This window comes from Janthinobacterium sp. GW822-FHT07H10, from assembly GCF_058798675.1.
This window is the reverse complement of the sequence record NZ_JBXAKS010000011.1, coordinates 122,664-136,076: the sequence shown is the minus strand read 5'-3', so window position 1 is coordinate 136,076 and position 13,413 is coordinate 122,664. Positions and strand designations below refer to the sequence as shown.

Genomic DNA, 13,413 nt, shown 5'->3' with positions numbered 1-13,413 from the left:
GATGACAGACGTGCCGGTGCGGCAGGCGTTGTCACCTGCGGCAAGCTGCTACAGTAGCGCTCTCGCCACTCCCCTGCTTTGCAAGGCACATCATGAGCAACATTCTGGCCCGCTACGTCACCAGCCAGGCGTATAACAACGCCTGGGCCAACCACCGCCTGCTGAAGGCTTGCCGACAATTATCGCTGGCCGAGTTCCAGGCCACGCGCGTCAGTTTCTTCCCCACCATCCAGCTCACCCTGAATCACATCCTCACATGCGACTGGTTTTATCTCGATGCGCTCGAGCGCGAACTGCGCGCCGAATCACCGCATCCGGACTGCCATGTCTTCTTTGAAAAGGACGAACCATTTACGGACTGCGCCGCGCTGCAGGCGGCACAGCGGGCGTCCGATACGCGCCTGGTCGCCCATTGCCGCAGCCTGTGCGATGCGGACCTGGCGCGGCCCGTGACCATCCTGCGCGACACGCCGCAAGTCGACACGCGCCTGCGCCTGCTGGCACACCTGTTCCAGCACCAGATCCACCACCGGGGCCAGGTGCATGCCATGCTGGCCGGCACGCGCATCGCGCCGCCGCAGCTCGACGAATTCTTTTGTGCCGGCGAGGCGGACGAGCGGGCGCAGGATTTTCTGGAACTGGGCTGGACGGAAGACGAGGTCTGGGGAGCGCGCTGAATTATTCTTCGGCGTGGCAGCAGACGCACAGCTTGTTGCCATCGAGGTCGCGGAAGTAGGCGCCATAGTAATGGGCGTGGTAATGGGGCCGCAAGCCGGGCGGCCCTTCGCACACGGCGCCCAGCGCCAGCACGGCCTGGTGGCAGCGGTCCACCTGCGCGCGGCTGGCCGCCAGCAAGGCCGTCATCTGCCCATTGCCGGGCGCGGCCGGCAAGCCGTCATGCGGCGCGCCCAGCACGAACAGGGGGCGCGCCGCATCGCGCGCCATCCAGCCCGCCCACGGCTTGGCCGCATCATGGAATTTCTCGAGCAAGCCCAGCTCCCCCAGCAGCACTGCATAGAAGGCATAAGCGCGGGGAAAATCATTGGTGCCAAGGCAAATATGGGACAGCATGCTGCTCCTTTACAAAATCCTGCACGTATGCGGCGAATTGCGCCTGTTGATTATAATGGCGCATCGCCTTTCGACCCGATCCCATGCCAGCCCCCGACCGCCTGCAGCTGCTCCCGCCCACCAGCGCCGACCTTGCCGGCTTGCTGGATTTCGAACTGGAAAACCGCGCCTATTTTGAAAGCTGGGTCACGGCCCGCGCGCCGGGCTATTACAGCCAGGAAGCCATCGCCGCCGCCATCGAGCAGGCGCAGCACGAACGCCAGCAAGACCGCGCGCACCAGTACCTGGCCAAGCTGGACGGACAGATCGTCGGCCGGGTCAACCTGACGGGCGTCACGCGCCCCTATTTCAACAAGGCGCAGCTCGGCTACCGCATCGGCGAACGGTTCGGCGGACGCGGCTACGCCACGCGCATCGTGGCCCTGTTGCTGGAAGAAGCATTCGGCGAGCTGGAACTGTGGCGCCTGGAAGCGACGGCGCGGCCGCAAAACCTCGGCTCGATCGCCGTCATGCGGCGCAATGGCTTTCATCAGTACGGCAAGTCGGAACAGGCCATGTTCTTCCAGAATGCCTGGTCGGACTTGCTGTATTTCGAACGGCGCAAGGATCACGCCGCCGGCTGACAGTTCCTGGTGGAAATGTGCACGTCCCCGTATCGGCCACGGCCTTGTCACAGCGCAAAGCACGGCGATACTGGACGGATAGCGTCAAGGTTCGTCAATCTGCCATCGCTTGCAAAGTCCGGCATGACACTGCGTGGCCGGCATTGCGCGTCCTGCCGTGCGCGTCATTTAAGACTGGCTTCAGCTACGCCGTGCATCGTACAGGTGACGCCAGCAGCAGTGGCGCCCTCCCCAACGATCACCGGCACAGGCCGAAAGCGAGACACGATGAAAACATGGATGCGCGCCAACAAAGGTTTTTTGATGTTTATCCTGCTGTTCGGCGTCTTCCGCACGGCCGTGGCCGACTGGAACCCGATACCGTCGACGTCCATGCGCCCCAACCTGCTCGAAGGCGACGTGGTCTTCGTCAACCGCCTGGCCTTCAACCTGAAAGTACCGCTGACCGATATCGTGCTGCAGCGCCTGGGCGAGCCGCGGCGCGGCGACATCGTCACCTTTTCCTCGCCCAGGGATGGCACGCGGCTGATCAAGCGCATCGTCGCCCTGCCCGGCGACACGGTGGAAATGCGCGATGAACAGCTGATCATCAATGGCCGCGCGGCGCGCTACACGGCGCTCGACACGGCGCCTGAAACCATCGCCCACGTGGGCCAGCTGACGGCGCAGCGCATCAGCGAACGCAGCGATACCGAACAGCACCACATCCAGGTCTTGCCGCAAATCGCGGGGGCGGCGCGCAGTTTCGCGGCCGTCACGGTGCCGGCCGAGCATTTCATGATGTTGGGCGATAACCGCGACAATAGCGCCGATTCGCGCTATTTCGGCTTCGTGCCGCGGAAATTACTGATCGGCAAGGCCGAGCGCATCCTCGTCTCGGCCGATATCGAGGATCACTGGCAACCGCGCCTGCAGCGTTTCGGCATGAAGCTGGATTAAACTGCATGAAATAAACGGCGGCGCACACGGTGGACGGCATGCGCGAGCGGCGTGGCCCCGCTCCGGCGCCGCGCTTTTCGGGTAGCATGGCGCATCATGCACATTTTCCCCCTCGCCAGCCAGCGGCCCGCCAGCGACGATCCCGCCCTCGACCAGCTGGCGCAGTTCCTGCAGCGCCATCCGGACGCGCTGCTGCTGACGGGCGCCGGCATCAGCACGGCGTCCGGCATTCCCGATTATCGCGACACGGACGGCGTGCGGCGCGGCAACGCGCCCGTGCAAGGCCCCGACTTTCGCCGCCAGGAAGCCGTGCGCCGCCGCTACTGGGCGCGCAGCATGGTGGGCTGGCCCACCCTGGCGCGCGCCGCGCCAAATGCGGGGCACCTTGCCATCGCGCAACTGGCGCAGCGCCGGCAGATAGGCGCGCTGGTGACGCAAAACGTGGATGGCCTGCACCAGCGGGCGGGCAGCGCCGCCGTCACGGAATTGCACGGCAGCATACATGGCGTGGTGTGCCTCGATTGCCGCGCCCGCCACACGCGCCGCCTGATCCAGGAAGTGCTGGAGCGCGACAATCCGCAGATGCTCGGTGCCACGGCCACGCCGGCGCCCGACGGCGACGCCCTGCTGGAACCGTCGCAACTGGCCACTTTTCACCTCCCCTGCTGTCCGCATTGCGGCGGCACCCTGCAGCCGGACGTGGTGTTTTTCGGCGATGGCGTGCCGCCCGCCTGCGCGGCCGAGGCCGGACGCAAGATGGGCGACGCCAGCGCGCTGCTGGTGGTGGGTTCGTCCGTCATGGTGTATTCGAGCTTTCGCCTGTGCCGCATGGCGGCCGAAACGGGCAAGCCCGTGGCCGCCATCAACCTGGGCAAGACGCGTGCCGACCATTTGCTGGCGTTCAAGACCGAAGCGCCGGCACAGGACATCTTGCCTGCATTAGCGGCCATGCTGGGCTGATCCCGGCTCAGCCGCATGCCACTCTCGTTATACTGTGGGATTGACGAGGAGAATTCATGCTGGAACTGCTGAGTGAACACGCCTGTTTTGGCGGCGTACAACGTTTTTATCGCCACGACGCGCAAGCCATCGGCTTGCCCATGCGTTTTTCGGCCTTCATTCCGGACACGGCGCCAGGCGCCGCGAGTCACGCCAGGCGCCCCGCCCTGTTTTACCTGGCGGGCCTGACCTGCACGGAAGAAACGTTCATGACCAAGGGCGGCGCACAGCGCGTGGCCGCCGAGGAAGGCCTGATCCTGATCGCGCCCGACACCAGCCCCCGTGGCGCCGGTATCGCGGGCGAGAGCGAGAGCTGGGATTTCGGCGTGGGCGCCGGTTTTTATGTCGACGCCAGCGAGGCGCCATGGAGCGGCCACTATCGCATGTATAGCTACATACTCGAATTGCGCGCGCTGCTGGAGCAGGAACTGGCCATCGATGCGCAGCGCACGGGCATTTTCGGCCACTCCATGGGCGGCCACGGCGCGCTGGTGCTGGCCTTGCGCAATCCTGAACTGTTCCGTTCCGTCTCCGCCTTCGCCCCCATCGCCGCACCCAGCCAGTGTCCATGGGGCAAGAAGGCGTTTTCGGGCTACCTGGGCAGCGACGCGGCCAGCTGGCAGCAGTATGACGCCAGCGCACTGATGCGTGGCCTGCAGGGCAAGACGGCGCCGTTTCCTGACGGCATACTGATCGACCAGGGCCTGGCCGACAAATTCCTGCCCGAGCAACTGTTCCCCGACGTCTTCGAAGCGGCGTGCCAGGACGCGGCCCAGCCACTGCAGCTGCGCCGCCATGCCGGCTACGACCACGGCTATTACTTCATTGCCACCTTCATGGAAGAGCATGTGCGCTTCCATGCGCGCCAGCTGCGCGCCATCGCCTGAGTCCCCGCTACTGGGCCGTGCTGGTGTGCCCGTTGAAATGGCGCGTGTACCAGTCCGTGGCCAGCAAGGCGGCCTGGTGGCGCGTGTCGGGGCCGCCCGGTGAAGCGATCTGTTCCAGTTGTTTGTCGCAGCGCAAGGTGGCGAAGGCCATGCGGTTCAGGCCGGCCACGTCGGGATCGCGGCCGCCCACGATGAGCAGCGACGGCACGCGCACGTTTTCCAGCGCCGCCTTGCCCGCCATTTCCACCTGGCCATCGCAGACGGCCAGCGCGGCGATCTCGCTGCTGCGCCAGGCCGCCAGCTGCATCACCACGGCCGCGCTCGTGCCATAGCCATACAGGCCGCACGGCAGGCGCCGCGTGGATGGATCGACTTGCAGCCAGCCCAGCGCTTTTTCCAGCTGGCGCGCCAGCAGCACGATATCGCTGCGCACGAAATACGCATGGCCATTGCTGCCGCCGGCCGGCGCGATGCCGCCCTGGTCGAAGCGCAGGGTGGCGATGCCCGCTCGCAGGAAGTCTTGTGACGTGGCATGGCTGGAGGCGCCCAGATAGTCGCTGTCGGCGCCGGCGCCGTGGGCAAACAGGACGATGCCTACCGGGCGCTCGGGCATGTCGAGCACGCCATCCATTTGAAGTTCATCGGCCGTGATGCTGACAAATTGTTCTTGCATGGTTGCCTCCGCTATCGAGCTGGAATCAAGCTGCTATGACGCTGATTTTGCCGGGCCGGGCGCAGCCTGCACGCCTTGAGCGGCAACCTTCAGTGTACCAGTCTGCGCCCGTTTCTGCGCGCCCGTTCTCGCCTGGGCTGCGCGGCAGGCAACAATTGCAAAACAGCAATTTTACACGGCACCATGCCGGTCCAACCCCTTCAGCACGGCTTCCGGACGGATCGGCAAATGCCGCACGCGCGCAGCCACTGCCGCAAAGATGGCGTTGCCGATGGCGGGCGCCACGGCCGTGGTGGGCGGCTCGCCCATGCCCGTCGCCGCCTGCGTGCTGCTGACGAATTCGATGTCGAGCTCCGGCACGTCGGCCATGCGCAGCGGCGTGTAGGTATTCAGGTTGGTATCCTTCACTTCGCCATTCAGGAACGCCGTGCCTTCATGCAAGGCCATGCTCACGCCCCACAGCGCCCCGCCTTCCGCCTGCGCCAGCGCGCCATCGGGATCGACGATGGTGCCGGCGTCGATCACCATGGTCAGTTTCTCGACTTTCACCATGCACGTGCCGCGGTCCACCCTGACGCGGGCCACGCACGCCGTCCAGGTCGGCATGTCGCGCTCCTGGCCGAACGTGGCGGCGATGCCCAGGCCCGTGTCGGGCGGCATGGCCGTGCCCCAGCCCGCCTTTTCCGCCGCCCGGCGCAGCACGTGGGCCAGGCGCGCGGCGCCGCCGACGGCGTTCGGCGCGCTGCCGCCGTTGCGCCCCGTCGCCTGCAGCAGCGACAGGCGGAACGCCAGCGGATCGACCTTGGCCGCCTGCGCCGCCTCGTCCATGAAGCTTTCCACGGCCCAGTTCGTCCAGCCTGGCCCCACGGAGCGCAGCCAGCCGGGCCGGAAACTGCTGTTGGCCAGGTCGTTCGACACGGCCCGCACGCGCTGCGCACCCACCGTGTACCAGTGGTCGGCGCCGGCGATGGCGAACGGGTCATACGGATGGCCCTGCTTATCCTTGGCCAGCAAGGCCGGTATCATGGCTTGCGTGGGCCAGCCCGCGCTCGCCTCGTGCACCATGGCCGCCACCTTGCCGTCGCCATCGAACGCCATGCGCAGGTGCTGCACGGAAGGCGAACGGGGCGAATCGAAGCGCGCATCGTCGGCGCGCGTGCAGATCATCTTGACGGGGCGCCCGACGGCTTGCGCCGCCAGCGCGGCCGGCACGCAATAATCGCCGTTCAGGCGCCGCCCGAAGCCGCCACCGAGCAGATAGGTATGCAGCATCACCTGGCTTTCCGGCACCTTCAGGGCCTGCGCGAGGACAGGCAATATCAGCGATTGCCACTGGTTGCCCGCATGAATATGCCAGACGCCGTCGATTTCCTGCGCCACGGCATTCACCGGTTCCAGCTGGAAATGCAGCACCGTGCCCGTCGTGTAATGGCGTTCCAGCTTCAGGCTGGCATCGTTGAACGCCTGCTCCACGCCGTCATCATCGACCACGCGCGCGCCCAGCGTGGCATCGGCCAGCTGCTTGGTGGCGTAGTTGACGATATCCTGCTCGGACACGTGGGCGGCCGCGCCGGCCCGCCATTTCACCTGCACCAGCTCGGCCGCGCGCATGGCGGCCGCATACGTTTCGGCCACCACCATGACCCAGCCGGGCACCGTGCCGCTGGGGTCTTGCAGGGCCACGCTGCGCAGGTAGCCCCTCACTTTTTTGGCCGCCGTATCGTCGATGGACACCACCTTCGCGCCATAGCGCGTGGGCGGTATCTTCGGGCGCGCATACAGCATGCCCTCGATGTGCGCATCGATGCCGTACACGGCCGTGCCATCCGTTTTCGAGGGGATGTCCAGTGCCTGCACGGGCTGGCCGACCAGGCTGCGCTGCTGCGGCGTTTTCAGCACGATGGCTTGCAGCTGCTCGGGCGTATAGTGGCGCGCCAGCTTGCCACGGCGCACGATGTCGCCATAGGCAATCGACCGCCCCCGTCCATGCACCATGCCCAGTTTCGCATGGCAGGCGGAGACGGGCACGCGCAGCAGGCGCGCGCCCTCCTCGACCAGCGCGAGGCGGCCGGCCGCGCCGGCACGGCTGAGCGGGTCGAAATTCTGCCAGACGGACCAGCTGCCGCCCGTCACCATCAAGCCCCATTTCGGGTCCGTGTCGACATAATGCAGGCGTACCTTGCTCCAGTCCGCTTCCAGCTCGTCGGCGACGATGCGCGCCAGGGCCGTGCCGATATGCTGGCCCATTTCCGCCTTGGCGATATTGACCGTGATCACGCCGTCGACATCGATGCCAAACCAGATGCTGGGATCGAACACGGGCGCGGCCGGCATTGCGGCCGGCGCCGGCGCCGCGCGCGTCTTTGCCGCGGCCAACGACGTATCGGCGCGCAGGAAAGCCAGGGTAAAGCCCGTGCCGGCGGCGGCGATGAGGAAACCGCGCCGCCCCGGCGACGGAGGACTGCCGGCGCCTTCTTTTGGCAACTTGCCTGGAAATTCAAGCATGCGGCGCCTCCAGCGGCATGCCCGCGGCCAGCTTGATGGCCTTACGGATGCGCACGTACGCCATGCAGCGGCACAGGTTGCCGCTCATGACGGCATCGATATTCGCGTCCGTCGGCTGCGGATAGTCTTTCAGCAAGGTGGCCGCCTGCATGATCTGGCCCGACTGGCAATAGCCGCACTGCGGCGCCTGCGTGGCGATCCACGCCTGCTGCAGCGGGTGCGTGCCATCGGGCGACAGGCCTTCGATGGTGGTGATGGCGCAGCCGGTCACGGCCGCAATCGGCGTGATGCACGAACGCATGGCGCGCCCATCGACGTGCACGGTGCAGGCGCCGCACATGCCGATGCCGCAGCCAAACTTGGTGCCCTTCAGATGGGCCTCGTCGCGCAGCACCCACAGCAAGGGGGTGTCGGCATCGACGTCGGTGCTGAAGGGCTGGCCATTGACGGTAATATTATGCATAAAGTCTTTCAATTTCAATCACTTGGCGGTACGCGTGCATCACTTGGCGGCGCGCGTGCGCGCCACGGCCGCTTCCAGATTCGTCCAGGCCGGCTGGTGGCTGCGGCTACGGCGCAGGTAGGCGGCCAGCTGGGCCACGTCGTTGTCCGTCAACGACTGGGCAAAACCCGGCATCAGCACGCCCGGCATGGCTTCATCCTTGCTGATGCCGCGCAGGATCACCTGGATCAGGTTGGCGGGATCAGGCGCGCTGACGGCGCTGTTCAGGCTCAGTTCCGGGCGCAGGGCCGCAGGCTGGCCATCGCTGTTCGAGTGGCACGCGGCGCAGGCGGCCACGTACAGGCTGGCGCCGCGGTCGTTGTCGACCAGGCTGACGCGCTGCGAGCGCGCGATGCCGGCTTTCACCACGGCATCCACGTCCACCTGGCGCTGCTCCGCGCCGGCCACGCCGGCAAAATACACGGACAGCGCGTGGATATCGCTGTCCGGCGAAGCGCCCATGCCTTCATGCACGACTGCCGACATGGGGCCGGCCGCCACGCCATGCAAGGCCGTGGCGCCCGTGCGCAGATAGGTGTACAGCTCATCCTGCGTCCACGGCAATGGTGCCGTGTTGGCGCTGTTCAAGGCCGGCGCATACCAGTGGTCGATGGCCGCGCCCAGGTAGGGCGAGCCGGCGATCTCGGCGCCCAGCGCATTGCGCGGCGTGTGGCAGGCGGCGCAGTGGGCCAGGCCCTCGGCCAGGTAGCGGCCCCGGTTCCAGTCCAGACCTTGCGCAGGATCAAGCTGATAGCTGGCCGGCTTGAAGTACAGCAATTTCCAGCCGGCCTGCAAGGCCCGCAGATTGAGCGGGAACGGCACCGTATTGGCGGGCGCGGCCGCATACACGGGCGGGCGCGTCATGAAGTACGCGTACAGGGCCGTCAAGTCCGCGTCCGAGACGAGCGTGAAGTGCGTGTAGGGGAAGACGGGGAACAGGTGCGCGCCGTCGCGGCCCACGCCTTCGCGCATGGCCCGCTGGAAGGCCGCCAGCGACCAGCGGCCGATGCCCGTCTGCGTGTCGGGCGTGATGTTCGTGGCGTGTATCGTGCCGAACGGCGTGGCCAGGCCGCGCCCGCCCGCGTAGTCGGCGCCCCCCTTGGCCGTATGGCAGGCGGCGCAATTGCCCATGCCGGCCAGGATGCGGCCTTGCTCGACCACCTGCGGGGAAAACGCCGTGGCGGCGGGCGGATTGCCGGGCGCCAGCGCGGGGCGCCAGTAATACAGATAGGCGGCCAGCGCCGCCACGGTGAGCAGTGCCAGCAATAGCAGCAGGCCGGTGAAGATCTTTTTGAGCAAAACAGGAATCCGGTAAGTGTCCAGGCACGCGCGCCGGCCGCACGCGCATGGCAGCGGCGGCAGGGCCGATTGTTACAATCTTACCGCGATTGTGACTTGTTGTATGTACGCAATGACACCTGGTCCGCCCCGCCTTCCCGCCGCAGCGCGCACAGCCCGCTTGCGCGGCCAGCCGCCGCCACACCTTATAATCACCGTTTCAGCACCTGTTCCAACCATGCATACCGTCACCATCATCCTCATCCTCGTCCTGACCGTCGTCCTGTGCGGCTTCATCGCCCGTTCGCGCTGGGTCAGGCTGCCGCTGCCCCTGATCCAGATCGCCGGCGGCACGGGATTGGCCGTGTTTGGCGTGCAAGTGCCGCTCGATCCCGACATTTTCTTCCTGCTCTTCATCCCGCCACTGCTGTTTCTCGATGGCTGGCGCATCCCGAAGGGCGCCTTCTTTTCTGATGCGCGCTCGATCCTGATGCTGGCCATCGGCCTCGTGCTGTTTACCGTGCTGGGCATGGGCTTCTTCATCGACTGGCTGATCCCCAGCGTGCCGCTGGCCGTCGCCTTCGCGCTGGGCGCCATCCTGTCGCCGACCGACCCTGTGGCCGTGTCGGCGATTGCGGCCGGCAACCCGATCCCGCCGCGCCTGATGCACATCCTCGAAGGCGAATCGCTGCTGAACGACGCTTCCGGCCTCGTCTGTTTCACGTTTGCCGTGGGCGCCATGATGACGGGCGGCTTTTCCATCGGCGCCGCCTCGCTGAGCTTTCTGCAGGAAGCGGGCGGCGGCATCGTCATCGGCCTGGCCATCTCATGGGGCGTGGGCCTGGCGAATAAATGGCTGGTGAGCAAGGTCGGCGAGGAACCGGGCCTGCAGATCCTGATCAGCATCCTGATCCCGTTCGCCGCCTACCTGGGCGCCGAGCAGATCCACGGCTCGGGCATCCTGGCCGCCGCCACGGCCGGCGTCTCCATGCATTACGCCGACCTGATCGGCCGCCCCCTGGCCGCCACGCGCACGCAGCGCAAGGCCGTGTGGGATACCGTGCAACTGGTCTTGAACGGCGTGATCTTCGTCATGCTGGGCGCGCAACTGCCCACCACCGTCGCCGGCTTGCCGGCCGCGTCCGCCGAAGTGGGCGCCGGCAGCGCCTGGAAGCTGCCCCTGTTCGTCGTCGCCATCACGGTGGGGCTGACCTTCATGCGCTTCATCTGGGTCTTCATCTCGATGAAGCTGACCCTGTTCAAGCACCACAAGAAGATGGCGGGCGAACCGAAGGACGCAGCGCTGCTGGCGCGCCCCAGCCTGCGCCTGCTGCTGGTGGCCTCGTTTGCGGGCGTGCGCGGCGCGCTGACCTTGGCCGGCATCCTGACCCTGCCGTTGTTTTTGCCTGACGGCAATCGTTTCCCTGCGCGCGACCTCGTCATCTTCCTGGCCATGGGCGTGATCCTGCTGTCGCTGCTGCTGGCCAGCGTGACCCTGCCCCTGCTGACCAAGGGCCTCGTCTTCGCCCCGCCCGCGCGCCGCTCGACGGAAGAGCGCAACGCGCGCGCCGCCGCCGCCGAGGCCGCCATCGCGCGGCTGGAAAAAATCTGCGCCGGCATCGACAAGGATGACAAGCAGCAAGTCGTCACCGAGGCGTCCAACCGCCTGATCGAAGCCTACCGCCGGCGCCTCGCGTATGGCGAAAGCAGCAACGACGAAGCGACGCGCATGCAGGAGCTGGCCCGGGCCGAGCGGGCGCTGCGCCTGGAAGCGCTGAATGCGGAACGCGACGAGCTGTTCCGCCGCCGCATCTCGGGCGAACTGGACGACACCATCCACCTGCGCCTGCTGCGCGAGATCGACTTGCTGGAAGCGACATTGGAGGAATAGCCACAGTCCGGCCCGGCTTCAGCCATGTTGACGTGCAATTCTCATGGTAAAGAATGCAAGTTTTCACATTAGTGTTTATAATGCAAGGTTATATCGCACAATTGATTTACTTTCAGCACGCAGTTCCGTACAGTCTGTGTTGATGAGTAGCAGTTTGAGTAGCCATCCCGACCTGAATAAAGACACTCAAAGCCGTGCCTTCCTCTCACTGCCACCGGCAGCGCACCGCGCCGCCCGCACTGCTCGCCGCCCTGCTGCTGGCCTCGCTGTTCGCCTGCGGCATGCTGGCGCCCGCCACGGCGTGGGCGCAGGGTAGCGCCGCAGCGGACGCCAGGCGCCAGGCCGACGTGGCGCAAGTGTTGTTCGGCATCATCAGCTATGTGCGCTGGCCCGTGGCGCGCCCCGAAGTGCGCGTCTGCATGGTCGGCACGACCCGCCATGGCGCGGCCATCGTCGACACGCCCGCCTCGAGCATGGGACAACGCATCCGCGTGAAAGTGCAGCCGGTAGCGGGCGCCGTGCATGAATGCGACGTCGTCTACATGGGCAGCCTGCCGGAAAACGAACGCGAACTGCTGCTGACGCAGATCATCGGCAAGCCTATCCTGTCCGTCAGCGAACCGGGCACGGCCTGCCCCGTGGGCACCATGTTCTGCCTGCGCCTGCTCGATGCGCAGCTCGGCTTTGACGTCAACCTCGACGCCATCGCCCGCAGCGGCCTGCGCGTGCATCCGAACGCCTTGCAAATTGCACGTCGCAAGGGACCCCAGCCATGAACCTCCGACTACGCGGCAAGCTGGCCGGAAAACCGCGTCCCACGCTCGACAGCGTGCTGCGGCGCGCCCACCTGAGCGTATCGCTGATCGCCGTGCTGGCGGCCGGCCTGACCCTGACGGCCGTGGCGCTGCTGGCCCTGCGCGTGTATTCGGACCAGAACCTGCGCCTGGTGGCGCGCTCGATGAGCTACACGGTGGAAGCGGCCGTCGTCTTTGGCGACCCCATGGCCGCCAAGGAAGCGCTGGCCTTGATCGGCGTCAATGAAGACATTGACCGGGCGCAAGTGAGCGGCAAGGATGGCAAGGTCCTGGCCCGCTGGGAACGGGGCGAGCACGGCACCCGCTACTACATCGAACGGGCGCTGACGGGCTGGATGCTGCCCGATTCGCTGACCTTCCCCATCACGCACGACGACAATGTGATCGGTAGCATCAAGCTGGTACCGCACAGCCGCAGCCTGCTGCCCTTCCTGTTGAGCGGTCTCAGCTGTTTGCTCGCGTGCCTGGCGCTGAGCCTGATCGTCGCCGTGCGCCTGTCGCGCCGCATGGAAACGGAAATCACGGCGCCGCTGCGCCACCTGGCCGAGACGGCGCACCGCGTGCGGCGCGACCGCTCGTTCGAGTTGCGCGTGCCGGCCGCCAATATCGCCGAACTGAATCAGATCAATGACGACTTCAACGCCCTGCTCGACGAGCTTGAAGCGTGGCAAAGCCATTTGCAAAAGGAAAATGCCTCGCTGTCGCACCGCGCCAACCACGACAGCCTGACGGGTTTGTCGAACCGCGCCTTCATGGAAGCGGAACTCGAGCGCGCCATCATCGACGCGCGGGTCGGCAACGGCAAGGTGGCCGTGCTGTTCCTCGACAGCGACCGCTTCAAGTACATCAACGATACCTTCGGCCATGCCTCGGGCGACCGCGTGCTGGTGACGATCGCCGCGCGCATCAAGCAGCAGTTGCGCGAAGGCGACCTGGTGGCGCGCCTGGGCGGCGACGAATTCGCCATCGTGCTCAAGCCGCTGCGCAGCAGCGCCGACGCCATGCATATCGCCGACAACATCATCGCCGCCATGTCGCACGCCATTGAATTACCAACAGGAAACAGCATCGTCACCTCGCTGACCATCGGCGTGGCCGTCTTCCCCGATCACGCCATCGACGCCATGTCGCTGGTGGGCGCGGCGGACGAGGCCATGTACCGCGCCAAGCAGGCCCAGCGCGGTACGCGCCAGGTGGCCCGCCTGCCGCACACCCACACCCACCCCTGAC

Annotated in this window: 13 protein-coding genes; 8 read left to right on the top strand and 5 right to left on the bottom strand. The window is 66.4% G+C overall.

Annotation, left to right across the window (positions count from 1 at the left end; all coding sequences use genetic code 11):
* Positions 1 to 92: 92 nt before the first annotated feature.
* The gene (locus AC1RDJ_RS22460) at positions 93 to 677 is read left to right on the top strand and encodes a DinB family protein (protein WP_493028753.1); all 585 of its coding nucleotides are present in this window, start codon (positions 93 to 95) and stop codon (positions 675 to 677) included.
* 1 nt (position 678) lies between these two features.
* On the opposite strand, the gene AC1RDJ_RS22455 is transcribed toward AC1RDJ_RS22460, so the two are convergent.
* Positions 679 to 1,071 (bottom strand): VOC family protein, encoded by a 393-nt coding sequence (locus AC1RDJ_RS22455; protein ID WP_071324257.1) that lies wholly within the window; start codon positions 1,069 to 1,071, stop codon positions 679 to 681.
* Positions 1,072 to 1,154: 83 nt separating this feature from the next.
* Here AC1RDJ_RS22455 and AC1RDJ_RS22450 point away from each other — a divergent pair, with 83 nt between their 5' ends.
* The 4 genes from AC1RDJ_RS22450 (at position 1,155) to fghA (ending at position 4,519) form a co-directional block, all read left to right on the top strand.
* Positions 1,155 to 1,694 (top strand): GNAT family N-acetyltransferase, encoded by a 540-nt coding sequence (locus tag AC1RDJ_RS22450; RefSeq protein ID WP_493028752.1) that lies wholly within the window; start codon positions 1,155 to 1,157, stop codon positions 1,692 to 1,694.
* A 267-nt stretch (positions 1,695 to 1,961) separates the two neighbouring features.
* Entirely contained in the window at positions 1,962 to 2,633 is a 672-nt protein-coding gene (gene lepB, locus AC1RDJ_RS22445) for a signal peptidase I (protein WP_493028751.1), read from the top strand.
* 96 nt (positions 2,634 to 2,729) lie between these two features.
* Positions 2,730 to 3,593: an NAD-dependent protein deacetylase gene (locus AC1RDJ_RS22440; protein ID WP_493028750.1), complete on the top strand. Its 864-nt coding sequence runs from the start codon at positions 2,730 to 2,732 to the stop codon at positions 3,591 to 3,593.
* A gap of 56 nt (positions 3,594 to 3,649) precedes the next feature.
* Complete coding sequence (fghA, locus tag AC1RDJ_RS22435) at positions 3,650 to 4,519, top strand: S-formylglutathione hydrolase (RefSeq protein ID WP_493028749.1); 870 nt, start codon at positions 3,650 to 3,652, stop codon at positions 4,517 to 4,519.
* Between the two features lie 7 nt (positions 4,520 to 4,526).
* Here the strand turns inward: fghA and AC1RDJ_RS22430 are convergent, their stop codons facing one another.
* The 4 genes from AC1RDJ_RS22430 to AC1RDJ_RS22415 form a co-directional block, all read right to left on the bottom strand.
* On the bottom strand, positions 4,527 to 5,192 hold the full coding sequence (locus AC1RDJ_RS22430; protein ID WP_071324262.1) for an alpha/beta hydrolase: 666 nt from the start codon (positions 5,190 to 5,192) through the stop codon (positions 4,527 to 4,529).
* A gap of 171 nt (positions 5,193 to 5,363) precedes the next feature.
* Positions 5,364 to 7,697: a xanthine dehydrogenase family protein molybdopterin-binding subunit gene (locus AC1RDJ_RS22425; RefSeq protein ID WP_493028748.1), complete on the bottom strand. Its 2,334-nt coding sequence runs from the start codon at positions 7,695 to 7,697 to the stop codon at positions 5,364 to 5,366.
* Positions 7,690 to 8,160: a (2Fe-2S)-binding protein gene (locus AC1RDJ_RS22420; RefSeq protein ID WP_493028747.1), complete on the bottom strand. Its 471-nt coding sequence runs from the start codon at positions 8,158 to 8,160 to the stop codon at positions 7,690 to 7,692. Before AC1RDJ_RS22420 ends, AC1RDJ_RS22425 begins: the two co-directional genes overlap by 8 nt.
* 39 nt (positions 8,161 to 8,199) lie before the next feature.
* Positions 8,200 to 9,498, bottom strand: a complete 1,299-nt coding sequence (locus tag AC1RDJ_RS22415) for a cytochrome c (RefSeq protein ID WP_493028746.1) — start codon at positions 9,496 to 9,498, stop codon at positions 8,200 to 8,202.
* Between the two features lie 217 nt (positions 9,499 to 9,715).
* On the opposite strand from AC1RDJ_RS22415, the gene AC1RDJ_RS22410 reads away from it, so the two are divergent.
* From AC1RDJ_RS22410 to dgcN, 3 genes are all read left to right on the top strand, one after another.
* On the top strand, positions 9,716 to 11,368 hold the full coding sequence (locus AC1RDJ_RS22410) for a Na+/H+ antiporter (RefSeq protein WP_071324266.1): 1,653 nt from the start codon (positions 9,716 to 9,718) through the stop codon (positions 11,366 to 11,368).
* 194 nt (positions 11,369 to 11,562) lie between these two features.
* A complete protein-coding gene (gene yfiR, locus AC1RDJ_RS22405; RefSeq protein WP_232250920.1) occupies positions 11,563 to 12,144 on the top strand; it encodes a regulatory sequestration protein YfiR in 582 nt (193 codons plus the stop codon).
* Positions 12,141 to 13,412, top strand: a complete 1,272-nt coding sequence (gene dgcN / locus AC1RDJ_RS22400; RefSeq protein WP_493028745.1) for a diguanylate cyclase DgcN/YfiN — start codon at positions 12,141 to 12,143, stop codon at positions 13,410 to 13,412. The genes yfiR and dgcN overlap by 4 nt, the downstream gene beginning before the upstream one ends.
* Position 13,413: the final 1 nt, after the last annotated feature.